We start from the raw sequence: 20447 nt of genomic DNA, 5'->3' as shown, positions 1-20447 counted from the left end.
AAAACGGGCGAAACAACCACCGAATTAGCCTGCCTAAGAAATGATCATTTGATTGATCGTTGGTTATATCTTGACACGTTTAGGCGCGATGCCTAAAATTTCGCGTCCTCCTGTTGTTGGGAGGCGGATTTTTCACATTTACGAAAGTAATATTTTCAGGAGCTATTTAATGGCAACTATTAACCAGTTGGTACGTAAGCCACGTGCTAAGCAAGTTGTAAAAAGCAACGTGCCTGCACTAGAAGCGTGCCCACAGAAGCGTGGTGTATGTACTCGTGTATACACTACTACTCCTAAGAAACCAAACTCAGCACTACGTAAAGTGTGCCGTGTTCGTCTGACTAACGGTTTCGAAGTTACTTCATACATCGGTGGTGAAGGCCACAACCTTCAAGAGCACTCAGTTGTTCTGATCCGTGGTGGTCGTGTTAAAGACCTTCCAGGTGTTCGTTACCACACCGTTCGTGGTGCACTTGACTGTGCTGGTGTTAACGACCGTAAACAAGGTCGTTCTAAGTACGGTGTGAAGCGTCCTAAGTCTTAATGGATTTCCGTTAAGTAAGGCCAAACACAAATTATTTTATTTTTGAAGAAACTGAAAAGTTTTGGATAACCTGAAGAAGACAACGGAGAAAATCCATGCCACGTCGTCGCGTAATCGGTCAGCGTAAGATCCTTCCAGATCCAAAGTTCAAATCTGAACTGCTGGCAAAATTCGTTAACATCCTAATGGTTGACGGTAAAAAATCTACTGCAGAAAAAATCGTTTACACTGCACTAGACACAATGGCTGAGCGTTCTGGTGAAGAACAGCTAGCTATCTTCGAAAAAGCTCTTGAAAATGTTCGTCCAGCGGTAGAAGTTAAGTCTCGCCGTGTGGGTGGTTCAACTTACCAGGTTCCAGTAGAAGTACGTCCAGTGCGTCGTAATGCTCTGGCAATGCGTTGGTTGGTTGAAGCTGCGCGTAAGCGTGGTGAAAAATCTATGGCTCAGCGTCTGGCAGCAGAAATGCTGGATGCAGCTGACAACAAAGGTTCTGCTGTTAAGAAACGTGAAGACGTTCACCGTATGGCAGAAGCGAACAAAGCGTTCGCACACTACCGCTGGTAATATACCCGGTAATACCGACCAGGCGCAGCAAGCATGGCTTGCTGCGCCTCACCCGTATTCTAAGGTACCCCTTAGTAAGAGGATACTGCCGTGGCTCGTAAAACGCCTATCGAGCGCTACCGCAACATCGGTATTTGTGCTCACGTTGACGCCGGTAAAACGACAACTACCGAGCGTATCCTGTTCTACACAGGCTTGTCTCACAAGATTGGTGAGGTTCACGACGGCGCAGCTACCATGGACTGGATGGAGCAGGAGCAGGAGCGTGGTATCACAATCACATCTGCTGCAACTACGACCTTCTGGCGTGGTATGGAAGCGCAATTCCCTGAGCACCGCATCAACATCATCGATACCCCTGGACACGTTGACTTTACCATTGAGGTAGAGCGTTCACTGCGTGTGCTTGACGGTGCGGTAGTGGTTTTCTGTGGTTCATCCGGTGTAGAGCCTCAGTCTGAAACCGTTTGGCGTCAGGCTGATAAATACCATGTACCTCGTATGGTATTCGTGAACAAGATGGACCGTGCTGGTGCTGACTTCCTGCGCGTGGTCGAGCAGATTAAAAACCGTCTTGGCGCAAACCCAGTGCCGATTCAATTGAATATTGGTGCTGAAGACGAATTCAAAGGCGTTATCGATCTGATCAAGATGAAGTCTATCAACTGGAATGAAAGCGATCAGGGTATGTCATTTACCTATGAAAGCATTCCGGCCGATATGCTTGAACTTGCAGAAGAATATCGTCAGAACCTGGTAGAAGCTGCCGCTGAAGCCTCTGAAGAACTGATGGACAAATACCTGGAAGAAGGTGAGCTGTCAGAAGCAGAGATTAAAGCTGGTCTGCGTCAGCGTACGCTGGCGAACGAAATCGTACTGGCTACTTGTGGTTCTGCATTTAAGAACAAAGGTGTTCAGGCTGTTCTGGATGCTGTTGTTGAATTCCTGCCTGCACCAACGGACGTGAAATCGATTCGTGGTGAAGATGAGCTCGGTAACGTAATTGAGCGTCATTCAAGCGATGACGAACCGTTCTCTGCGCTGGCATTCAAAATCGCTACTGACCCATTTGTTGGTAGCCTGACCTTCATGCGTGTTTACTCTGGGGTTGTGAATTCAGGTGATACTGTCTACAACTCTGTAAAAGAGAAACGCGAGCGTTTCGGTCGTATCGTACAGATGCACTCGAACAAGCGTGAAGAGATCAAAGAAATTCGCGCCGGCGATATCGCCGCTGCAATCGGTCTGAAAAATGTGACCACCGGTGACACACTGTGTGATCTTGACCATAAAGTAGTTCTAGAGCGTATGGAATTCCCAGAGCCGGTAATCCAGATTGCTGTAGAGCCTCGCTCCAAAGCTGACCAGGAAAGAATGGGTGTCGCGCTGGGTAAACTGGCTGCTGAAGATCCATCGTTCCGTGTTGAAACCGATGACGAATCTGGTCAGACACTGATTTCAGGTATGGGTGAACTGCACCTGGATATCATCGTTGATCGTATGAAGCGTGAGTTCAGCGTTGAATGTAACGTTGGTAAACCTCAGGTGGCGTACCGTGAAACTATCCGTGGTAAAACGGAAGTGGAAGGTAAATTTGTTCGCCAGTCTGGTGGTCGCGGTCAATATGGTCACGTATGGCTGAAAATCGAACCTTCAGAACCAAATGAAGGCTTCGTATTCGTGGATGAAGTTGTTGGTGGTGTGGTACCAAAAGAGTACATCGGTGCTGTTGCTAAAGGTATCGAAGAGCAGATGAATAACGGTGTGTTGGCGGGCTATCCTGTACTGGATGTCAAAGCGACCCTGTTTGACGGCTCTTACCACGACGTTGACTCCAACGAAATGGCATTTAAGATTGCCGGTTCTATGGCCTTCAAGAAGGGTGCCCTGCAGGCGTCCCCAGTGATTCTTGAGCCATTGATGAAAGTTGAAGTAACAACTCCAGAAGATTGGATGGGTGATGTTGTTGGTGACCTGAACCGTCGCCGCGGCATGATCGAAGGTATGGATGAGGGCCCAGCAGGTCTGAAGATCATCCGTGCTAAAGTGCCATTGTCTGCGATGTTTGGTTACGCAACTGACCTGCGTTCAGCGACTCAGGGTCGTGCGTCATACTCTATGGAATTTTGTGAATACGCCGAAGTTCCTAAGAATATCGCCGACGCTATCATCGCAGAGCGTGGTTAATCGCAATATCTGTATTGCGCCAATGGCTGTTGGCGCATAAAATAGCAACTTCTGACGCGCCCCATATTTAATCCGGTGGGGCGTATCACAACTAGGAAGGAACACGATCGTGTCTAAAGAAAAATTTGAACGTACGAAACCGCACGTTAACGTTGGTACTATCGGCCACGTTGACCACGGTAAAACTACTCTGACTGCTGCTATCTGTACTGTACTGGCTAAAGTATACGGCGGCGCAGCGCGTGACTTCGCATCTATCGATAACGCGCCTGAAGAGCGTGAGCGTGGTATCACAATCTCTACTTCTCACGTAGAGTACGATACTCCTACTCGCCACTACGCACACGTAGACTGCCCAGGACACGCCGACTACGTTAAGAACATGATCACCGGTGCTGCTCAGATGGACGGTGGTATCCTAGTTGTTGCTGCTACTGATGGCCCAATGCCACAGACTCGTGAGCACATCCTGCTAGGCCGTCAGGTTGGTATCCCTTACATCATCGTGTTCATGAACAAGTGTGACATGGTTGATGACGAAGAGCTGCTTGAGCTGGTTGAGATGGAAGTTCGTGAACTTCTGTCTGAGTACGACTTCCCAGGCGACGACTGCCCAGTAATCATGGGTTCTGCTCTGGGCGCGCTGAATGGCGAAGCTCAGTGGGAAGAGAAAATCGTTGAGCTGGCTGAAGCACTGGATTCTTACATCCCAGAGCCAGAGCGTGCAATCGACAAGCCGTTCATCCTGCCAATCGAAGACGTATTCTCAATCCAAGGCCGTGGTACTGTTGTAACTGGTCGTGTTGAGCAAGGTATCGTTCGCGTAGGTGACGAAGTAGCAATCGTTGGTATCAAAGATACTATCACGACTACTTGTACTGGCGTTGAGATGTTCCGTAAGCTTCTGGACGAAGGCCGTGCTGGTGAGAACGTTGGTGTTCTTCTGCGTGGTACTAAGCGTGACGAAGTTGAGCGTGGTCAGGTTCTGGCTAAGCCAGGTTCAATCACTCCACACACTACTTTCACTTCAGAAATCTACGTTCTGTCTAAAGACGAAGGTGGCCGTCACACGCCGTTCTTCAAAGGCTACCGTCCACAGTTCTACTTCCGTACTACTGACGTGACTGGTACTATCGAACTGCCAGAAGGCGTTGAGATGGTAATGCCAGGCGACAACGTATCTATGACTGTAACTCTGATCGCGCCAATCGCGATGGACGAAGGTCTACGCTTCGCAATCCGTGAAGGTGGCCGTACAGTTGGTGCTGGTGTTGTTGCTTCGATCATCGCTTAATTTGCGATTGTCTTAAAGACATACCTGAAAAAGGGAGCTTCGGCTCCCTTTTTTGTATTTGTGCCATATGATTCTTCTTTCTTCTTTCTTCAGCGGTTTTGCTGAGGCTGTAATGGCTGCGTGGCGGTACTCATCGTCTTTGTTACTGATGAATGCACTTCGTTAAAGGCGTCGCTGCATGACACACATCCATTCTCTAACTCGCAATTAGGGGCACTTTTTATGCTGATGTTAGACTGATACCGTCAATACCAAAACGTGTCTTAGTTAGTCTACATAGATGTAGTTATATTCTTTTGGGGAATACCTCGGGGTATATACATCTTAAATGGTATAAAAACTCACCACCCTATAACTAGTAATGAAAACAATTCTTGTTTATATTTGCTGTGTTAATTAAGGCGATGGAGTGAGTATGTACGTTTGTCTTTGCCACGGTATTTCCGATAAAAAAATTATTAAACTGACTCAGCAAGAAGGAATTACCGACATTCGTGGAATCCGTCAGGTGACTCCGCTGGGTTCGCAGTGTGGCAAGTGCATTCGCCAGGCTAAAACGATTATTGAACAGACCCTAACCCCCAGTTATAAAAAAGCCTGCTAATCAAACGGCTGCTTTTTGACACTCAACTGATCGGTTCTATGCTTTATAGAACTGACAGAGGAGTGTTTTGTAATGAAAGCTGATCCGAAAATCATCCAACACCTCAACAAGGTCCTCGGCAACGAACTCGTTGCAATCAATCAGTATTTCCTTCATGCCCGGATGTACAAGGACTGGGGGCTAAAGCATCTGGCAAAAAAAGAATATGATGAGTCTATTGATGAGATGAACCATGCGGATCATCTGATTGAGCGGATTTTATTTCTCGAAGGTATCCCAAACTTACAAGACCTCGGAAAGCTTAATATTGGTGAAGACACTCAGGAAATGCTGGAGTGTGACTTAGCATTAGAGATGGCGGCTATACCTGATTTGAGAGATGCCATCGCCTATGCAGAAGAGGTGAGGGATTATGTGTCTCGCGATCTGTTCCAGGACATTCTTGAAGATGAAGAAGAGCATGTCGACTGGTTGGAAACTCAGCTCGATCTGATTGAGCGGATGGGTATTGCAAATTACAACCAGGCTCAGATTGTCGACGAGGATTAACGGTCAGCCGAGCGACATTGTATTCGTGCCATATAGTCGAATCCAACAGTGGGGCAGGGCAGCGATTATCGCTGCCCTGTTTCTTTATGGCCGATAGCTGTTACTGAGGCGCATTCGGGCAAGGCCTCGTAAGCGATATCCATTGGTTGACGATTATTTTTGCAGCATTACTTGCGTTCCTTTTTGTGACCTGTATAATGCTCGCCACTGCTGAGGTAAACCTCCTAAGTGTGCAGTTGTGAACCAATGAGCGTTGAGGAAGAGGTCGCTAGTCGATCTGGTTAATGTATACTCTGACTTATGTTCGCAGTCATTTAATTGACTGACAATGTATCCGATATGGATGCTACGTTCACATAAATCAATCGGCATTCTCTCGTCTTAACGAGTCTGAGTGGCGATATTGTTTGTGTAAATTTTTATATTTGGAGCTCTGTCTCATGCAGAACCAACGTATTCGTATCCGCCTGAAGGCGTTCGATCACCGTTTGATCGATCAGTCAACTGCGGAAATCGTTGAAACAGCTAAGCGTACTGGCGCGCAGGTTAAGGGTCCAATCCCTCTACCTACTCGCAAAGAGCGTTTCACTGTTCTTATTTCTCCACACGTTAATAAGGACGCACGTGACCAGTACGAAATCCGTACTCACAAGCGCCTTATCGACATCGTTGAGCCAACAGACAAGACTGTTGATGCTCTTATGCGTCTAGACCTAGCTGCTGGCGTTGATGTTCAAATCAGCCTAGGTTAATGGGGAGATAAGAGAATGATTGGTCTAATCGGTCGTAAAGTGGGCATGACCCGCGTATTTACCGAAGATGGCGTTTCTATCCCAGTAACTGTGGTTGAAGTTGAAGCGAACCGTGTTTCTCAGGTTAAAACTGTTGAAACTGACGGCTACAACGCAATCCAGGTAACTGCTGGTGCAAAGAAAGCTAACCGTGTTTCTAAGCCAGAAGCTGGCCACTTTGCGAAAGCAGGTGTTGAAGCTGGTCGCGGTCTTTGGGAATTCCGTCTAGAGAACAACGAAGAGTTCGCTGTTGGCGCTGAGCTGACTGTTGAGCTGTTCAACGAAATTCAGAAAGTAGACGTTACTGGTACATCTAAGGGTAAAGGTTTCCAAGGTGCTGTTAAGCGCTGGAACTTCCGTACTCAAGATATGACCCACGGTAACTCCTTGTCTCACCGTGCTCCTGGTTCTATCGGTCAATGTCAGACTCCAGGTCGCGTATTTAAAGGCAAGAAAATGGCTGGTCACATGGGTGCTGAGCGTGTAACGACTCAAAACCTAGAGATCGTACGTGTTGACGCTGAGCGCAACCTGCTTCTTATTAAAGGTGCAGTCCCAGGCGCAACTGGCGGTAACGTGATCGTTAAACCAGCTGTTAAAGCGTAACGTCGAGGAGTTAGTAATGGAATTGGTAGTCAAAGGCGCTGACGCGCTAACTGTCTCCGAAACTACTTTTGGGCGTGAGTTTAATGAAGCGCTTGTACATCAGGTAGTTGTTGCTTATGCAGCAGGTGCTCGTCAAGGTACTCGTGCTCAGAAAACCCGTTCTGACGTTTCTGGTGGTGGCGCTAAGCCATGGCGCCAGAAAGGTACAGGTCGCGCTCGTGCAGGTACAATCCGTAGCCCACTATGGCGTACCGGTGGTGTAACTTTCGCTGCTCGTCCACAAGACCACAGCCAGAAAGTTAACAAGAAAATGTACCGTGGTGCGATGAAGAGCATCCTGTCTGAACTAGTACGTCAAGAGCGTCTGGTTGTTGTAGACAGCTTCTCAATCGAAGCACCAAAAACTAAAGCGCTGGTTGCTAAGCTGAAAGAGCTTGAGCTGACTGACGCGCTGATCGTAACTGGCGAACTAGATGAGAATCTGTTCCTGGCTGCACGTAACCTATACAAAGTAGACGTTCGTGATGCTAAGGCAATCGACCCAGTTAGCTTGATCGCTTTCGATAAAGTTGTGATGACTGCTGATGCAGTTAAACAAGTTGAGGAGATGCTGGCATGATCACTGAAGAGCGTATCCTGAAAGTTCTGCGTGCTCCGCACATCTCTGAAAAAGCGACTATGGCTGCAGAAAACGGTAACACTATCGTTTTCAAAGTAGCGATGAACGCAACTAAGAAAGAGATCAAAGCAGCAGTTGAAAAACTGTTCGAGGTTGAAGTTAAGTCTGTAAATACTCTTATCACTAAGGGTAAGACCAAGCGTCAAGGCATGCGTCAAGGCCGTCGTTCAGACGTGAAGAAAGCGTATGTGATCTTGAAAGAAGGTCAAGACATCGACTTCGCTGGTAGTGCAGAGTAAGGCTAGGAGCAAAGAAGAATGGCTATTGTAAAATGTAAGCCGACTTCCCCAGGTCGTCGCCACGTAGTTAAAGTGGTTAACTCTGACCTGCATAAGGGTAAGCCGTACGCACCACTGCTAGAGAAAAAATCTAAGACTGGTGGTCGTAACAACAACGGTCGTATCACAGTACGTCACATCGGTGGTGGTAACAAAAATGCTTACCGTATCATTGACTTCAAACGTACTAAAGATGGCATCCCAGCGAAAGTTGAGCGTCTAGAATACGATCCAAACCGTAGTGCAAACATCGCTCTGGTACTATACGCAGACGGTGAACGCCGCTACATCATCGCGCCTAAAGGCCTGCAGGCTGGTGACGCTATCCAGTCTGGTGAAGATGCTGCGATCAAAGTTGGTAACACTTTACCAATGCGCAACATCCCAGTAGGTTCAACAGTACACTGTGTTGAACTGAAGCCTGGTAAAGGTGCTCAGCTGGCTCGTTCAGCTGGTGCATACGCTCAGATCGTTGCTCGTGCAGGCACTTACGTGACTCTGCGTCTGCGTTCTGGTGAGATGCGTAAAGTTCTTGCTGATGGTCGTGCGACTCTTGGTGAAGTTGGTAACGCAGAACACATGCTACGTGAACTAGGTAAAGCTGGTGCTTCACGTTGGCGCGGTGTTCGTCCAACTGTACGTGGTGTTGTAATGAACCCAGTTGACCACCCACACGGTGGTGGTGAAGGTCGTACTTCTGGTGGTCGTCACCCAGTGACACCATGGGGTGTACCGACTAAGGGTTACAAAACTCGTAAGAACAAACGTACCGACAAGTACATCGTACGTCGTCGTAACAAGTAATTTATATCAGAGGATAAGCCATGCCACGTTCTCTCAAGAAAGGTCCTTTTATTGACCTGCACTTGCTGAAGAAGGTAGAGAAAGCGGTGGAAAGCGGTGACAAGAAGCCTGTTAAGACTTGGTCCCGTCGCTCAATGATCATCCCTCAGATGATCGGTTTGACCATCGCTGTCCATAATGGTCGTCAGCACGTTCCTGTTTTCGTTTCTGAAGAAATGATCGGTCACAAGCTAGGCGAATTTGCACCAACACGCACTTACCGCGGTCACGCTGCGGATAAGAAAGCTAAGAAGCGCTAAGAGGAGTATAGGTAATGGAAGCTATCGCTAAACATCGCTTTGCTCGCATCTCACCGCAGAAAGCACGTTTGGTTGCAGATCAACTGCGCGGTAAGCCAGTTGCACAAGCTCTAGAAATTCTGACTTTCAGCAACAAAAAAGCTGCTGATCTGATCAAGAAAGTTCTAGAGTCTGCTATCGCTAACGCAGAACACAACGAAGGCGCAGACATCGACGATCTGAATGTTGCGAAAATCTTCGTTGATGAAGGTCCTACCATGAAGCGTATTATGCCTCGTGCTAAAGGCCGTGCCGATCGCATCTTGAAGCGTTCTAGCCACATCACTGTTGTTGTAGCAGACCGCTAAGAGACTAGGAGAGAAAGCAATGGGTCAAAAAGTACATCCTAATGGTATTCGTCTTGGCATCGTTAAGCCATGGAATACCACTTGGTTTGCTAACAGCCAAGAGTTCGCTGACAACCTAGACGGCGACTTCAAGGTACGTCAGTTCCTAACTAAGGAACTAGCAAAAGCGTCTCTGTCACGCATCGTTATCGAGCGTCCTGCTAAGAGCATCCGTGTAACTATTCACACTGCTCGTCCAGGCGTTGTAATCGGTAAGAAAGGCGAAGACGTAGAAAAACTACGTGCACGTGTTGCTCAGATCGCTGGTGTTCCAGCTCAGATCAACATCGCAGAAGTACGTAAGCCTGAGCTAGACGGTCAACTAGTTGCAGACAGCATCGCGTCTCAGCTAGAGCGTCGCGTTATGTTCCGTCGCGCTATGAAGCGTGCAGTACAGAACGCTATGCGCCTTGGCGCTAAAGGTATCAAAGTAGAAGTAAGCGGCCGTCTAGGCGGTGCTGAAATCGCACGTTCTGAGTGGTACCGTGAAGGTCGTGTACCTCTACACACTCTTCGTGCTGACATTGATTACGCAACTTCTTCGGCTCACACCCAATACGGTGTAATTGGCGTTAAAGTTTGGATCTTCAAAGGTGAAGTTCTGGGCGGCATGCCAGTTGAAGAGCCAAAGGCTGACAAGCCTAAGAAGCAGCGCAAAGGCCGTAAATAAGGAGTTTATTGATGCTGCAACCTAAACGCACTAAATTCCGCAAGACTCATAAGGGTCGTAACCGCGGTCTAGCGAACGGTACTGACGTAAGCTTCGGTACATTTGGTCTTAAAGCAGTTGGCCGTGGCCGTATTACTGCTCGCCAGATCGAAGCAGCTCGTCGTGCGATGACTCGTCACATCAAACGTCAGGGCCAAATCTGGATTCGTATCTTCCCAGACAAACCAATTACATCTAAGCCTCTTGAAGTTCGTCAAGGTAAAGGTAAAGGTAACGTTGAGTACTGGGTAGCTCAAATCCAACCTGGTAAAGTTCTGTACGAAATGGATGGTGTTCCTGAAGCACTGGCTCGTGAAGCATTCGATCTTGCTGCACGTAAGCTACCTATCAAGACAACATTCGTAACAAAGGCGGTGATGTGATGAAAGCACAAGATCTGCGCGCTAAAAGCGTTGAAGAACTGAATGCTGAGCTTGTGAACCTGCTGCGCGAGCAGTTCAACCTGCGCATGCAGGCTGCAACTGGTCAGCTTCAGCAAACTCACACTCTGAAAGCTGTACGTCGCGATATCGCACGTGTTAAAACCGTTCTGACTGAGAAGGCGGACGCATAATGAGCGAGAAAATTCGTACTCAGCTTGGTCGCGTAGTTAGCGACAAGATGGACAAGTCTATCGTTGTTGCAATCGAGCGTAAGGTGAAACACCCAATCTACGGTAAGTACATCACTCGCACGACTAAGCTTCACGCACATGATGAGAACAACGAGTGTGGCATCGGCGACACAGTTGAGATTCGTGAGTGCCGTCCACTGTCTAAGAACAAATCTTGGACTCTGGTACGTGTAGTAGAAAAAGCTCGCATCTAAGCGGTCTTAGCTACGACATAACTGAGCGGCCCCGAAAATTTTTGGGGCCGTTTATTTTTTGTCTACCCATCGGGCGAAAAGAGTGTTATCATTCGCCGCCTTTGTAGAAAAGGCAAAGCGACCCGTGATGGGTCTAGATGTTTTAAATTAGCGGAGCACTAACATGATCCAAATGCAAACTATGCTGGATGCAGCCGATAACTCCGGCGCACGTAGCGTAATGTGTATTAAGGTTCTGGGTGGTTCACACCGTCGCTATGCACATATCGGTGACATCATCAAAGTTACTGTTAAGGAAGCGATTCCACGCGGTAAAGTTAAAAAGGGTGATGTACTGAAAGCGGTGGTTGTGCGCACTCGTAAAGGCGTACGTCGTCCAGACGGCTCTGTCATTCGTTTTGACCGTAATGCTTGCGTACTGTTGAACAACACAACTGAGCAACCAATCGGTACTCGTATTTTTGGCCCTGTGACTCGCGAGCTTCGTGGCGATAAGTTCATGAAGATCGTTTCACTAGCGCCTGAAGTACTGTAAGGAGTAACTCAAATGGCAGCTAAAATCCGTCGTAACGACGAAGTTATCGTTCTTACTGGTAAAGATAAAGGTAAGAAAGGTAAAGTAACTAAGGTTCTAGCAACCGGTAAAGTTATCGTTGAAGGTATCAACCTGGTTAAGAAGCACCAGAAGCCTGTTCCGGCTATGGGCATCCAGGGTGGCATCGTTGAAAAAGAAGCGGCAATTGAAGCTTCTAACGTTGCAATCGTTAACGGTGAAGGTAAAGCGGACCGTGTAGGCTTCCGATTTGAAGACGGCAAAAAAGTACGTTTCTTCAAGTCGACTGGCGAAACTATTAAGTAATTTTGGAGTAGTACTATGGCGAAACTGCATGATTACTACAAAGAGACTATTGTAAAAGAACTTGCTGAAAAGTTCGAATACAAGAGCATCATGCAAGTCCCAAGGATCGAGAAAATCACACTTAACATGGGTGTGGGTGACGCGATCAACGACAAGAAACTTCTTGAAAACGCAGCTGCTGACATGACTGCAATCGCAGGTCAGAAACCGCTAATCACGAAGGCTCGTAAGTCTGTTGCTGGCTTTAAGATCCGTGAGGGCTACCCTATTGGCTGTAAAGTAACTCTACGTGGCGAACGTATGTGGGACTTTTTCGAGCGTCTAATCACTATTGCTGTACCTCGTATTCGCGATTTCCGTGGTCTAAACCCGAAATCATTCGATGGTCGTGGTAACTACAGCATGGGCGTTCGTGAGCAGATTATCTTCCCAGAGATCGATTACGATAAAGTTGATCGTGTACGTGGTCTAGACATCACTATCACGACTTCAGCTAACTCTGACGAAGAAGCTCGTGCTCTGCTATCTGCTTTTAACTTCCCATTTCGTAAGTAAAAGTAAGGGTTACTAATGGCTAAAGAATCCATGAAGGCGCGCGAAGTAAAACGCGCCAAGCTAGTAGCTAAGTTCGCTGAAAAGCGTGCAGCGCTTAAAGCTCTAATTAAAGACGTGAATGCGTCTGAAGAAGATCGCTGGGATGCAGTGCTAAAACTTCAGTCACTACCACGTGATTCTGCTAAGTCTCGTCAGCGTAACCGCTGTAACCAGACTGGTCGTCCACACGGCTACCTACGTAAGTTCGGCCTATGCCGTATCAAGGTTCGTGAAGCTTGCATGAAAGGCGAGATTCCGGGTCTGCGTAAAGCAAGCTGGTAATTTGTTTACCAAATTTGAATCACGGAGTAATTGACTTATGAGCATGCAAGATCCGATTTCGGATATGCTGACCCGCATTCGTAACGGTCAGGCAGCGAAAAAAGTTGCTGTTAAAATGCCATCTTCTAAGCTGAAAGTTGCTATTGCAGAGCTGCTGAAAGAAGAAGGTTATGTGGCTGACTACACTGTATCTGGTGAAGTTAAGCCTGAGCTAGAAGTGACTCTTAAGTACTTCGAAGCTAACCCAGTTATCGAGCAAATCCAACGTGTATCACGTCCTGGTCTGCGCATCTACAAGAAAAAAGATGCTCTACCATCAGTGATGGGCGGCCTGGGTATTGCCGTTGTATCCACTTCCAAGGGTCTGATGACCGACCGCGCTGCTCGTAAAGCAGGTCTTGGCGGTGAGATTATCTGCTACGTAGCTTAATAGGAGTAGGAAATGTCTCGTGTTGCAAAAGCACCAGTAGTTATTCCTGCCGGCGTAGAAGTTAAGCTTAACGGTCAGGAAATCACTGTGAAGGGTGGTAAGGGCGAACTAACTCGCACTATCCACGAAGCAGTTGTTCTTTCTCAAGAAGAGAACAAGATCTCTTTCGGACCTCGTGAAGGTTTCGAAAAAGCTTGGGCACAAGCAGGTACTGCTCGTGCACTAGTTAACAACATGGTTGTTGGTGTTACTGAAGGCTATACCAAGAAGCTAGTTCTTAAGGGTGTAGGTTACCGTGCTGCTATCAAAGGCAACGCTGTAGGTCTGACTCTTGGCTTCTCTCACCCAGTAGAGCACGAACTACCAGCAGGCATCAAAGCTGAATGTCCATCTCAGACTGAAATCGTACTGACTGGTACTGATAAGCAGCTGATCGGTCAAGTAGCTGCTGATATTCGCGCTTACCGTAGCCCTGAGCCTTACAAAGGTAAAGGTGTTCGTTACGCCGACGAAGTTGTGCGTACTAAAGAAGCTAAGAAGAAGTAAGGTAACACTATGGATAAGAAAGCATCTCGTATCCGTCGTGCGACCCGTGCACGTCGTAAGATTGCTGAACTGGGTGCAACTCGCCTAGTTGTACACCGTACTCCACGTCACGTGTACGCTCAGGTTATCGCACCAAACGGTTCTGAAGTTATCGCAGCCGCTTCTACAGTAGAAAAAGCGATCCGTGAGCAAGTTAAGAGCACCGGTAACAAAGACGCTGCTGCAGTTGTAGGTAAAGCTATTGCTGAGCGCGCGATTGAAAAAGGCATCTCTAACGTTGCATTCGATCGTTCTGGTTTCCAATACCACGGCCGTGTCGCTGCACTAGCAGAAGCTGCTCGTGAAGCTGGTCTGAAATTCTAAGGTAGGCGGAAGATGGCTAACGAAAAAACTCAATCAGATTTGCATGAAAAGCTGATCGCTGTTAACCGTGTATCTAAGACGGTTAAAGGTGGTCGTATTTTCAGCTTTACTGCACTAACTGTTGTTGGTGACGGTAACGGTCGCGTTGGTTTCGGTTACGGCAAGGCACGTGAAGTTCCTGCTGCAATCCAGAAAGCGATGGAAAAAGCACGCCGTAACATGGTTACTGTAGCCCTGAACGAAGGTACTCTACACCACGCTGTTAAAGGCCGCCACACTGGTTCTAAAGTGTACATGCAGCCTGCATCAGAAGGTACTGGTATCATCGCCGGTGGTGCTATGCGTGCAGTGCTGGAAGTTGCGGGTGTTCGTAACGTTCTGGCGAAAGCATACGGCTCTACAAACCCAATCAACATCGTTCGCGCGACTATTGACGGTTTGAGTGGCATGAACTCTCCAGAAATGATCGCTGCGAAGCGTGGTCTTTCTGTTAAAGAAATTCTGGAGTAATCGACATGGCTAAGACTATTAAAGTGACGCAGACCAAGAGCTCAATCGGTCGTCTGCCGAAGCACAAAGCTACTTTGCGTGGCCTGGGCCTTCGTCGCATCAACCACACTGTAGAACTTGAAGATACACCGTGCGTACGCGGTATGATCAACAAGGTTTACTACATGGTTAAAGTTGAGGAGTAATCAGAATGCGTTTGAATACTCTATCACCGGCTGCGGGCTCTAAGCCTTCTGCGAAGCGCGTAGGTCGTGGTATCGGTTCAGGTCTGGGTAAAACTTGTGGCCGTGGTCACAAAGGTCAGAAATCACGTTCAGGTGGTTCTGTACGTCCAGGCTTTGAAGGCGGTCAAATGCCTTTGAAACAGCGTCTACCAAAATTCGGTTTTACTTCTCGTAAGAGCCTGGTAACAGCTGAAGTTCGTCTAGCTGAGCTAGCGAAAGTTGAAGGTGACGTAGTAAGCCTAGAAACACTGAAAGCAGCGAACGTTATCACTAAGAACATCGAAGTAGTAAAGATTGTTCTGTCTGGTGAAATCGCTCGTTCAGTAACAGTGAAAGGTTTACGCGTTACTAAAGGCGCTAAAGCTGCGATCGAAGCTGCAGGCGGTAAAATCGAGGAATAATTAACTCGAGGATGAGGTACAGATGGCTAAACAACCAGGACAAGATTTTCGTAGTGCCAAAGGTGGCCTAGCAGAGCTTAAGTCCCGCCTATTCTTTGTATTAGGTGCGATCTTAATTTTCCGAGCAGGCTCTTTTGTGCCTATTCCTGGTATTGACGCTGCTGTACTTGCCGATCTGTTCGAACAGCAGAAAGGCACCATCATTGAACTGTTTAACATGTTTTCTGGTGGTGCTCTTGAGCGTGCTTCCATCTTAGCACTGGGTATCATGCCGTATATTTCGGCATCGATTATTGTTCAGTTGCTGACGGTTGTTCATCCGGCACTGGCCGAATTGAAGAAGGAAGGGGAGTCTGGCCGACGTAAAATCAGTCAGTACACCCGCTACGGCACGCTCGTTTTGGCAACCTTCCAAGCAATTGGTATTGCAACAGGGTTACCAAGTATGATCCCTGGCTTGGTCATTAATCCAGGCCTTGGATTCTACTTTGTTGCGGTTGTGAGTTTGGTTACTGGTACCATGTTCTTAATGTGGTTAGGTGAGCAAATTACAGAGCGTGGCATTGGTAACGGTATATCTCTGATTATCTTCACAGGTATCGTTGCAGGTCTGCCGCCAGCTATTGGACAGACAGTGGAGCAAGCGCGTCAAGGTGAATTGCACGTACTTCTTCTGCTTTTAATTGCAGTAATTTCTTTCGCTGTAATCTACTTTGTAGTGTTTATGGAACGTGGTCAGCGTCGTATCGTCGTTAACTACGCTAAGCGTCAACAAGGCCGTCGTGTCTTCGCCGCACAAAGCACTCACCTGCCGTTGAAAATCAACATGGCAGGCGTAATTCCAGCGATTTTTGCATCAAGTATTATTCTGTTTCCGGGTACACTAGCTCAGTGGTTCGGTCAGAATGAAAACCTAGGCTGGCTAAGTGATATTTCGCTGGCATTGAGCCCAGGTCAACCACTTTATGTGATGCTTTATGCAGCTGCGATTATCTTCTTCTGTTTCTTCTATACCGCGTTGGTGTTCAACCCTCGCGAGACAGCAGATAACTTGAAGAAGTCTGGTGCATTCGTACCTGGTATTCGCCCGGGCGAACAGACCGCAAAATACATTGATAAAGTGATGACTCGCCTGACATTGGCTGGCGCGTTGTATATCACCTTTATCTGTCTGATCCCCGAGTTTATGATGATTGCATGGAATGTCCGCTTCTACTTTGGCGGTACTTCACTACTGATTGTAGTTGTAGTCATTATGGACTTCATGGCTCAAGTTCAGACACATTTGATGTCTCAACAATATGAGTCTGTGTTGAAAAAGGCTAATCTTAAAGGCTCAAGCCGTTAAGAGTGGTTTATCCTATTTACGGAGTTTAGCAATGAAAGTTCGTGCTTCCGTTAAGAAAATCTGCCGTAACTGTAAAGTTATCAAGCGCAACGGTGTTGTGCGTGTAATTTGCAGTGAGCCAAAGCACAAACAGCGCCAAGGCTAATTAGCAGAAATATTTCTTGCAAATTGAAGGTAGGTTGGCTAAATTAGCCAACCAATCTTTTGTGTGTGCAAAAGAATTGTTCCACCGCTGCGTATCCTAAACGGGCTTTGCAGCGGTTATTCTTGAAAAGTACTAGGAGTGAATAGTGGCCCGTATTGCAGGCATTAACATTCCTGATCATAAACATTCTGTAATCGCTCTTACTGCGATCTACGGTATCGGTAAAACTCGCTCAAAAGCTATCCTAGCTGAAGCGGGTATCGCTGAAAGTGTTAAGATCAGTGAACTATCTGAAGAGCAGATCGATCTACTGCGTGATGGTGTAGCTAAGTACACTGTAGAAGGTGATCTACGTCGTGAAGTTTCCATGAACATCAAGCGTCTAATGGACCTTGGTTGTTACCGTGGTCTTCGTCATCGTCGCAGTCTACCACTACGTGGACAGCGTACTAAAACCAACGCACGTACCCGTAAGGGTCCGCGCAAGCCGATCAAGAAATAATCGGAAGGGTAGAGTACAATGGCTAAACAACCAACTCGCGCTCGTAAGCGCGTACGTAAGCAAGTTGCTGATGGCGTTGCGCACATCCATGCTTCTTTCAATAACACAATCGTAACCATTACTGACCGTCAGGGTAACGCTCTATCTTGGGCTACTGCAGGTGGTTCTGGCTTCCGTGGTTCTCGTAAATCTACTCCGTTCGCTGCACAGGTTGCTGCTGAGCGTTGTGGTGAAATGGCCAAAGAATATGGCGTTAAGAACCTGGAAGTTATGGTTAAGGGCCCAGGTCCAGGTCGTGAGTCTACTATCCGCGCTCTAAACGCTGCGGGTTTCCGTATCACTAACATTGTTGATGCGACTCCGATCCCTCATAACGGTTGTCGTCCACCTAAGAAACGTCGCGTATAACGTTTGCGTTTCTAGGAAAACTGGAGAAAGAACATGGCAAGATATTTGGGTCCTAAGCTGAAGCTTAGCCGTCGTGAAGGCACAGACTTGTTCCTTAAGTCTGGTGTACGCGCGATTGATACCAAGTGTAAAATTGATAATGCACCGGGTATGCACGGTGCGCGTCGCGGTCGTCTGTCTGACTACGGCGTTCAGCTTCGTGAGAAGCAAAAAGTTCGTCGTACTTACGGCGTACTAGAGAAGCAATTCCGTAACTACTACAAAGAAGCTGCTCGCCTGAAAGGCAACACTGGTGAAAACCTGCTGCAACTTCTAGAAGGTCGTCTGGATAACGTAGTTTACCGCATGGGCTTTGGCGCAACTCGCGCGGAAGCACGTCAGCTGGTAAGCCACAAAGCGATCCTAGTTAACGGTAAAGTCGTAAACGTTCCTTCTTTCAAGGTAGCGGCAAACGACGTTGTTAGCGTTCGTGAGAAAGCTAAGAACCAAGCACGCATCAAAGCAGCTCTTGAAGTTGCTACTCAGCGTGAACTACCAACTTGGGTCGAAGTAGACAGCAGCAAGATGGAAGGTACGTTCAAGCGTCTTCCAGAGCGTTCTGATTTGTCTGCCGACATCAACGAACACCTGATCGTCGAGCTTTACTCTAAGTAAGGCTATAGTTAAGAGAGGACACAATGCAGGGTTCTGTAACAGAATTTCTTAAGCCACGTCTTGTTGATATTGAACAAGTTAACACGACGCACGCAAAAGTAACTCTTGAGCCACTAGAGCGTGGTTTTGGCCACACTCTGGGCAACGCTCTACGTCGTATTCTTCTATCTTCTATGCCGGGTTGTGCCGTTACTGAAGTAGAAATCGACGGTGTGTTACACGAGTACAGCACCAAAGAAGGAGTACAGGAAGATATTCTTGAAATCCTTCTAAACCTTAAAGGCCTAGCCGTTAAGGTTGAGGGTAAAGATGAAGTTATCATTACTCTGAACAAATCTGGTGCAGGCCCTGTTGTTGCAGGTGACATCACCCACGACGGTGATGTTGAGATTGCGAACCCAGAACACGTAATCTGCCACCTAACTGATGACAATGCTGAAATCAGCATGCGCATCAAGGTAGAGCGTGGTCGTGGCTACGTACCGGCGTCTGCTCGTATTCACACAGAAGAAGACGAGCGCCCAATTGGCCGTCTGTTAGTTGACGCAACTTTCAGCCCAGTTGACCGTATCGCATACAGCGTTGAAGCAGCACGTGTTGAACAGCGTACTGACCTAGATAAGCTGGTTATCGATATGGAGACTAACGGTACTCTTGACCCTGAGGAAGCTATTCGTCGCGCAGCTACTATTCTAGCTGAGCAACTGGATGCATTCGTAGATCTGCGTGATGTACGAGTTCCTGAAGAGAAAGAAGAGAAGCCGGAGTTCGATCCGATCCTACTGCGTCCTGTAGACGATCTTGAACTAACTGTTCGCTCTGCTAACTGTTTGAAAGCAGAAGCGATCCACTACATCGGTGATCTCGTTCAGCGTACTGAGGTTGAGCTTCTTAAAACGCCTAACCTGGGTAAGAAGTCTTTGACAGAAATCAAAGACGTGCTGGCATCACGTGGCCTGTCTCTGGGTATGCGCCTAGAAAATTGGCCGCCAGCATCAATTGCTGAAGATTAATAGTTACTGATATCTAGTTAGAAGGATTAGGTCATGCGCCATCGTAAGAGTGGTCGTCAACTCAACCGCAACAGCAGCCATCGCAAAGCGATGTTCAGCAACATGGCTGGCTCTCTGGTACGTCACGAACTTATCAAGACTACCCTGCCTAAGGCAAAAGAGCTGCGTCGCGTAATTGAGCCATTGATTACCCTAGCTAAGACTGACAGTGTTGCTAACCGTCGTCTGGCATTCGCACGTACTCGTGACAACGAAGTAGTTGCGAAACTATTTAACGAACTAGGTCCACGCTTTGCTCAGCGTCCAGGCGGTTACACTCGCATCATGAAATGCGGTTTCCGTGCTGGCGATAAAGCTCCTATGGCTTACATCGAGCTAGTAGACCGTCCTGAAGTTCAGGAAGAAGCAGCTGCTGAATAAGCACTAGCTACTAGTTAAATATAAGAAGCCGAGTCATCTTGACTCGGCTTTTTTATATAACTCTACTTATCTACTTATCTACTTATCTACTTATCTACTTATCTACTTATCTACTTATCTACTTATCTACTTATCTACTTATCTACTTATTCATTACTCTTCTTTCACTTTAGCCAATCCTTTTTCTTTCGGAACAGGGCTTCAGAATGGTTTTCAACGTTCAAAAGTATTTAAAAGCCTGAATAGGGGAGTGGTGGGCTTTTTGTGTGCTGATTTCAGCTTGTTGATTGTTATTTCGCCTGTTGGCGTTTTTTCTTATTTTTCTTGTTGCCATTTGTTCTTTGCTCTCTATAATGCCGCCTCACTGACACGGAATAACTCGAAGTTACACGTGTTAGCCGGCAGCAGAATCGGTTGAAAAAAGTGTTTGACACTGAAGTCTGATTCGCTAGAATGGCTGCCCTGTTCAACGTGATGCGAAAGCAAAGCTTGGATATGTTCTTTAACAATTTGACCATGCAATCTGTGTGGGCACTCGTGAACTGATAGTCAAAAAGATTTATCGATGAACTGAGTGACCAATTCAAAATGACTTCGGTTATTTTGGCACAGTCAATTTAATTC

34 protein-coding genes are annotated in these 20447 nt (G+C 47.2%); all 34 read left to right on the top strand.

Annotation, left to right across the window (positions count from 1 at the left end; genetic code table 11):
• Positions 1 to 169: 169 nt before the first annotated feature.
• Positions 170 to 544 carry a 30S ribosomal protein S12 gene (gene rpsL, locus C9I92_RS19235; protein ID WP_004399892.1) on the top strand — a complete coding sequence of 125 codons (375 nt, stop codon included), beginning with the start codon at positions 170 to 172 and terminating at the stop codon, positions 542 to 544.
• Positions 545 to 639: 95 nt separating this feature from the next.
• On the top strand, positions 640 to 1110 hold the full coding sequence (gene rpsG / locus C9I92_RS19230; protein WP_047887125.1) for a 30S ribosomal protein S7: 471 nt from the start codon (positions 640 to 642) through the stop codon (positions 1108 to 1110).
• 90 nt (positions 1111 to 1200) lie between these two features.
• Positions 1201 to 3297, top strand: a complete 2097-nt coding sequence (gene fusA, locus C9I92_RS19225; RefSeq protein WP_047887124.1) for an elongation factor G — start codon at positions 1201 to 1203, stop codon at positions 3295 to 3297.
• Between the two features lie 109 nt (positions 3298 to 3406).
• Positions 3407 to 4591, top strand: coding sequence for an elongation factor Tu (gene tuf, locus C9I92_RS19220; protein WP_107193913.1), 1185 nt, complete (start codon positions 3407 to 3409; stop codon positions 4589 to 4591).
• A gap of 415 nt (positions 4592 to 5006) precedes the next feature.
• Positions 5007 to 5195 carry a (2Fe-2S)-binding protein gene (locus C9I92_RS19215; protein WP_047885231.1) on the top strand — a complete coding sequence of 63 codons (189 nt, stop codon included), beginning with the start codon at positions 5007 to 5009 and terminating at the stop codon, positions 5193 to 5195.
• A 72-nt stretch (positions 5196 to 5267) separates the two neighbouring features.
• Positions 5268 to 5744 (top strand): bacterioferritin, encoded by a 477-nt coding sequence (bfr, locus tag C9I92_RS19210; protein ID WP_047885230.1) that lies wholly within the window; start codon positions 5268 to 5270, stop codon positions 5742 to 5744.
• 440 nt (positions 5745 to 6184) lie between these two features.
• Positions 6185 to 6496, top strand: coding sequence for a 30S ribosomal protein S10 (rpsJ, locus tag C9I92_RS19205; protein ID WP_002541412.1), 312 nt, complete (start codon positions 6185 to 6187; stop codon positions 6494 to 6496).
• A 15-nt stretch (positions 6497 to 6511) separates the two neighbouring features.
• Positions 6512 to 7141, top strand: coding sequence for a 50S ribosomal protein L3 (rplC, locus tag C9I92_RS19200; protein ID WP_047885229.1), 630 nt, complete (start codon positions 6512 to 6514; stop codon positions 7139 to 7141).
• A 16-nt stretch (positions 7142 to 7157) separates the two neighbouring features.
• Positions 7158 to 7760 (top strand): 50S ribosomal protein L4, encoded by a 603-nt coding sequence (gene rplD / locus C9I92_RS19195; RefSeq protein WP_047885228.1) that lies wholly within the window; start codon positions 7158 to 7160, stop codon positions 7758 to 7760.
• Positions 7757 to 8059 carry a 50S ribosomal protein L23 gene (gene rplW / locus C9I92_RS19190; RefSeq protein WP_047876489.1) on the top strand — a complete coding sequence of 101 codons (303 nt, stop codon included), beginning with the start codon at positions 7757 to 7759 and terminating at the stop codon, positions 8057 to 8059. Before rplD ends, rplW begins: the two co-directional genes overlap by 4 nt.
• An 18-nt stretch (positions 8060 to 8077) precedes the next feature.
• Positions 8078 to 8902 carry a 50S ribosomal protein L2 gene (gene rplB / locus C9I92_RS19185; protein ID WP_047885227.1) on the top strand — a complete coding sequence of 275 codons (825 nt, stop codon included), beginning with the start codon at positions 8078 to 8080 and terminating at the stop codon, positions 8900 to 8902.
• 20 nt (positions 8903 to 8922) lie between these two features.
• Complete coding sequence (gene rpsS, locus C9I92_RS19180) at positions 8923 to 9201, top strand: 30S ribosomal protein S19 (RefSeq protein WP_007469141.1); 279 nt, start codon at positions 8923 to 8925, stop codon at positions 9199 to 9201.
• A 14-nt stretch (positions 9202 to 9215) separates the two neighbouring features.
• Positions 9216 to 9548, top strand: a complete 333-nt coding sequence (gene rplV, locus C9I92_RS19175; protein ID WP_047885226.1) for a 50S ribosomal protein L22 — start codon at positions 9216 to 9218, stop codon at positions 9546 to 9548.
• A gap of 19 nt (positions 9549 to 9567) precedes the next feature.
• The gene (rpsC, locus tag C9I92_RS19170; protein WP_047885225.1) at positions 9568 to 10257 is read left to right on the top strand and encodes a 30S ribosomal protein S3; all 690 of its coding nucleotides are present in this window, start codon (positions 9568 to 9570) and stop codon (positions 10255 to 10257) included.
• Between the two features lie 11 nt (positions 10258 to 10268).
• Positions 10269 to 10679, top strand: coding sequence for a 50S ribosomal protein L16 (rplP, locus tag C9I92_RS19165; RefSeq protein ID WP_047885224.1), 411 nt, complete (start codon positions 10269 to 10271; stop codon positions 10677 to 10679).
• Positions 10679 to 10870 (top strand): 50S ribosomal protein L29, encoded by a 192-nt coding sequence (gene rpmC / locus C9I92_RS19160; protein WP_047885223.1) that lies wholly within the window; start codon positions 10679 to 10681, stop codon positions 10868 to 10870. The genes rplP and rpmC overlap by 1 nt, the downstream gene beginning before the upstream one ends.
• The gene (gene rpsQ / locus C9I92_RS19155) at positions 10870 to 11124 is read left to right on the top strand and encodes a 30S ribosomal protein S17 (RefSeq protein WP_047885222.1); all 255 of its coding nucleotides are present in this window, start codon (positions 10870 to 10872) and stop codon (positions 11122 to 11124) included. The genes rpmC and rpsQ overlap by 1 nt, the downstream gene beginning before the upstream one ends.
• Before the next feature lie 163 nt (positions 11125 to 11287).
• Positions 11288 to 11659 carry a 50S ribosomal protein L14 gene (rplN, locus tag C9I92_RS19150; protein WP_047885221.1) on the top strand — a complete coding sequence of 124 codons (372 nt, stop codon included), beginning with the start codon at positions 11288 to 11290 and terminating at the stop codon, positions 11657 to 11659.
• 12 nt (positions 11660 to 11671) lie between these two features.
• A complete protein-coding gene (gene rplX, locus C9I92_RS19145; protein WP_047885220.1) occupies positions 11672 to 11983 on the top strand; it encodes a 50S ribosomal protein L24 in 312 nt (103 codons plus the stop codon).
• Positions 11984 to 11998: 15 nt separating this feature from the next.
• On the top strand, positions 11999 to 12538 hold the full coding sequence (rplE, locus tag C9I92_RS19140; protein WP_047885219.1) for a 50S ribosomal protein L5: 540 nt from the start codon (positions 11999 to 12001) through the stop codon (positions 12536 to 12538).
• 15 nt (positions 12539 to 12553) lie between these two features.
• Complete coding sequence (gene rpsN, locus C9I92_RS19135; protein WP_047885218.1) at positions 12554 to 12859, top strand: 30S ribosomal protein S14; 306 nt, start codon at positions 12554 to 12556, stop codon at positions 12857 to 12859.
• A 37-nt stretch (positions 12860 to 12896) separates the two neighbouring features.
• On the top strand, positions 12897 to 13289 hold the full coding sequence (rpsH, locus tag C9I92_RS19130) for a 30S ribosomal protein S8 (protein ID WP_047885217.1): 393 nt from the start codon (positions 12897 to 12899) through the stop codon (positions 13287 to 13289).
• 12 nt (positions 13290 to 13301) lie between these two features.
• The gene (rplF, locus tag C9I92_RS19125) at positions 13302 to 13835 is read left to right on the top strand and encodes a 50S ribosomal protein L6 (protein WP_047885216.1); all 534 of its coding nucleotides are present in this window, start codon (positions 13302 to 13304) and stop codon (positions 13833 to 13835) included.
• Positions 13836 to 13844: 9 nt separating this feature from the next.
• Entirely contained in the window at positions 13845 to 14198 is a 354-nt protein-coding gene (rplR, locus tag C9I92_RS19120) for a 50S ribosomal protein L18 (RefSeq protein ID WP_007469105.1), read from the top strand.
• A gap of 12 nt (positions 14199 to 14210) precedes the next feature.
• The gene (gene rpsE / locus C9I92_RS19115) at positions 14211 to 14708 is read left to right on the top strand and encodes a 30S ribosomal protein S5 (RefSeq protein WP_047885215.1); all 498 of its coding nucleotides are present in this window, start codon (positions 14211 to 14213) and stop codon (positions 14706 to 14708) included.
• A gap of 5 nt (positions 14709 to 14713) precedes the next feature.
• Entirely contained in the window at positions 14714 to 14893 is a 180-nt protein-coding gene (gene rpmD / locus C9I92_RS19110; RefSeq protein ID WP_047885214.1) for a 50S ribosomal protein L30, read from the top strand.
• Positions 14894 to 14898: 5 nt separating this feature from the next.
• Positions 14899 to 15333, top strand: coding sequence for a 50S ribosomal protein L15 (gene rplO / locus C9I92_RS19105; protein ID WP_047885213.1), 435 nt, complete (start codon positions 14899 to 14901; stop codon positions 15331 to 15333).
• A gap of 22 nt (positions 15334 to 15355) precedes the next feature.
• A complete protein-coding gene (secY, locus tag C9I92_RS19100; protein WP_047885212.1) occupies positions 15356 to 16681 on the top strand; it encodes a preprotein translocase subunit SecY in 1326 nt (441 codons plus the stop codon).
• A gap of 31 nt (positions 16682 to 16712) precedes the next feature.
• Complete coding sequence (rpmJ, locus tag C9I92_RS19095; RefSeq protein ID WP_000868186.1) at positions 16713 to 16826, top strand: 50S ribosomal protein L36; 114 nt, start codon at positions 16713 to 16715, stop codon at positions 16824 to 16826.
• A 145-nt stretch (positions 16827 to 16971) separates the two neighbouring features.
• The gene (gene rpsM, locus C9I92_RS19090) at positions 16972 to 17328 is read left to right on the top strand and encodes a 30S ribosomal protein S13 (protein WP_047885211.1); all 357 of its coding nucleotides are present in this window, start codon (positions 16972 to 16974) and stop codon (positions 17326 to 17328) included.
• Between the two features lie 18 nt (positions 17329 to 17346).
• Positions 17347 to 17736 carry a 30S ribosomal protein S11 gene (rpsK, locus tag C9I92_RS19085; protein WP_005370963.1) on the top strand — a complete coding sequence of 130 codons (390 nt, stop codon included), beginning with the start codon at positions 17347 to 17349 and terminating at the stop codon, positions 17734 to 17736.
• Between the two features lie 33 nt (positions 17737 to 17769).
• Positions 17770 to 18390, top strand: a complete 621-nt coding sequence (gene rpsD, locus C9I92_RS19080; protein WP_047885210.1) for a 30S ribosomal protein S4 — start codon at positions 17770 to 17772, stop codon at positions 18388 to 18390.
• Positions 18391 to 18413: 23 nt separating this feature from the next.
• Complete coding sequence (locus C9I92_RS19075; protein ID WP_047885209.1) at positions 18414 to 19403, top strand: DNA-directed RNA polymerase subunit alpha; 990 nt, start codon at positions 18414 to 18416, stop codon at positions 19401 to 19403.
• 33 nt (positions 19404 to 19436) lie between these two features.
• Positions 19437 to 19823, top strand: coding sequence for a 50S ribosomal protein L17 (gene rplQ, locus C9I92_RS19070; protein WP_047885208.1), 387 nt, complete (start codon positions 19437 to 19439; stop codon positions 19821 to 19823).
• Positions 19824 to 20447: the final 624 nt, after the last annotated feature.

This window comes from Photobacterium ganghwense, assembly GCF_003025595.1.
In the GTDB taxonomy this organism is placed as follows: Bacteria; Pseudomonadota; Gammaproteobacteria; order Enterobacterales; family Vibrionaceae; genus Photobacterium; species Photobacterium ganghwense.
The sequence above is the reverse complement of the archived record's forward strand: the minus strand, read 5'-3'. Positions and strand labels throughout refer to the sequence as shown.

What these genes read in the sequence shown, in the direction of transcription:
- rplB (WP_047885227.1), top strand. Translation starts at nt 8,078, where the DNA reads ATGGCTATTGTAAAATGTAAGCCGACTTCCCCAGGTCGTCGCCACGTA.
- rplX (WP_047885220.1), top strand. Translation starts at nt 11,672, where the DNA reads ATGGCAGCTAAAATCCGTCGTAACGACGAAGTTATCGTTCTTACTGGT.
- rpsK (WP_005370963.1), top strand. Translation starts at nt 17,347, where the DNA reads ATGGCTAAACAACCAACTCGCGCTCGTAAGCGCGTACGTAAGCAAGTT.
- rpmC (WP_047885223.1), top strand. Translation starts at nt 10,679, where the DNA reads ATGAAAGCACAAGATCTGCGCGCTAAAAGCGTTGAAGAACTGAATGCT.
- rplC (WP_047885229.1), top strand. Translation starts at nt 6,512, where the DNA reads ATGATTGGTCTAATCGGTCGTAAAGTGGGCATGACCCGCGTATTTACC.
- rpsQ (WP_047885222.1), top strand. Translation starts at nt 10,870, where the DNA reads ATGAGCGAGAAAATTCGTACTCAGCTTGGTCGCGTAGTTAGCGACAAG.
- C9I92_RS19075 (WP_047885209.1), top strand. Translation starts at nt 18,414, where the DNA reads ATGCAGGGTTCTGTAACAGAATTTCTTAAGCCACGTCTTGTTGATATT.
- rpsJ (WP_002541412.1), top strand. Translation starts at nt 6,185, where the DNA reads ATGCAGAACCAACGTATTCGTATCCGCCTGAAGGCGTTCGATCACCGT.
- rpsL (WP_004399892.1), top strand. Translation starts at nt 170, where the DNA reads ATGGCAACTATTAACCAGTTGGTACGTAAGCCACGTGCTAAGCAAGTT.
- rplQ (WP_047885208.1), top strand. Translation starts at nt 19,437, where the DNA reads ATGCGCCATCGTAAGAGTGGTCGTCAACTCAACCGCAACAGCAGCCAT.
- rpsG (WP_047887125.1), top strand. Translation starts at nt 640, where the DNA reads ATGCCACGTCGTCGCGTAATCGGTCAGCGTAAGATCCTTCCAGATCCA.
- rpmJ (WP_000868186.1), top strand. Translation starts at nt 16,713, where the DNA reads ATGAAAGTTCGTGCTTCCGTTAAGAAAATCTGCCGTAACTGTAAAGTT.
- rplV (WP_047885226.1), top strand. Translation starts at nt 9,216, where the DNA reads ATGGAAGCTATCGCTAAACATCGCTTTGCTCGCATCTCACCGCAGAAA.
- rpsN (WP_047885218.1), top strand. Translation starts at nt 12,554, where the DNA reads ATGGCTAAAGAATCCATGAAGGCGCGCGAAGTAAAACGCGCCAAGCTA.
- secY (WP_047885212.1), top strand. Translation starts at nt 15,356, where the DNA reads ATGGCTAAACAACCAGGACAAGATTTTCGTAGTGCCAAAGGTGGCCTA.
- rplO (WP_047885213.1), top strand. Translation starts at nt 14,899, where the DNA reads ATGCGTTTGAATACTCTATCACCGGCTGCGGGCTCTAAGCCTTCTGCG.
- rpsS (WP_007469141.1), top strand. Translation starts at nt 8,923, where the DNA reads ATGCCACGTTCTCTCAAGAAAGGTCCTTTTATTGACCTGCACTTGCTG.
- rpsH (WP_047885217.1), top strand. Translation starts at nt 12,897, where the DNA reads ATGAGCATGCAAGATCCGATTTCGGATATGCTGACCCGCATTCGTAAC.
- C9I92_RS19215 (WP_047885231.1), top strand. Translation starts at nt 5,007, where the DNA reads ATGTACGTTTGTCTTTGCCACGGTATTTCCGATAAAAAAATTATTAAA.
- rplW (WP_047876489.1), top strand. Translation starts at nt 7,757, where the DNA reads ATGATCACTGAAGAGCGTATCCTGAAAGTTCTGCGTGCTCCGCACATC.
- bfr (WP_047885230.1), top strand. Translation starts at nt 5,268, where the DNA reads ATGAAAGCTGATCCGAAAATCATCCAACACCTCAACAAGGTCCTCGGC.
- rpmD (WP_047885214.1), top strand. Translation starts at nt 14,714, where the DNA reads ATGGCTAAGACTATTAAAGTGACGCAGACCAAGAGCTCAATCGGTCGT.
- rplR (WP_007469105.1), top strand. Translation starts at nt 13,845, where the DNA reads ATGGATAAGAAAGCATCTCGTATCCGTCGTGCGACCCGTGCACGTCGT.
- rplE (WP_047885219.1), top strand. Translation starts at nt 11,999, where the DNA reads ATGGCGAAACTGCATGATTACTACAAAGAGACTATTGTAAAAGAACTT.
- rplD (WP_047885228.1), top strand. Translation starts at nt 7,158, where the DNA reads ATGGAATTGGTAGTCAAAGGCGCTGACGCGCTAACTGTCTCCGAAACT.
- rpsD (WP_047885210.1), top strand. Translation starts at nt 17,770, where the DNA reads ATGGCAAGATATTTGGGTCCTAAGCTGAAGCTTAGCCGTCGTGAAGGC.
- rplF (WP_047885216.1), top strand. Translation starts at nt 13,302, where the DNA reads ATGTCTCGTGTTGCAAAAGCACCAGTAGTTATTCCTGCCGGCGTAGAA.
- rpsE (WP_047885215.1), top strand. Translation starts at nt 14,211, where the DNA reads ATGGCTAACGAAAAAACTCAATCAGATTTGCATGAAAAGCTGATCGCT.
- rpsC (WP_047885225.1), top strand. Translation starts at nt 9,568, where the DNA reads ATGGGTCAAAAAGTACATCCTAATGGTATTCGTCTTGGCATCGTTAAG.
- rplP (WP_047885224.1), top strand. Translation starts at nt 10,269, where the DNA reads ATGCTGCAACCTAAACGCACTAAATTCCGCAAGACTCATAAGGGTCGT.
- rplN (WP_047885221.1), top strand. Translation starts at nt 11,288, where the DNA reads ATGATCCAAATGCAAACTATGCTGGATGCAGCCGATAACTCCGGCGCA.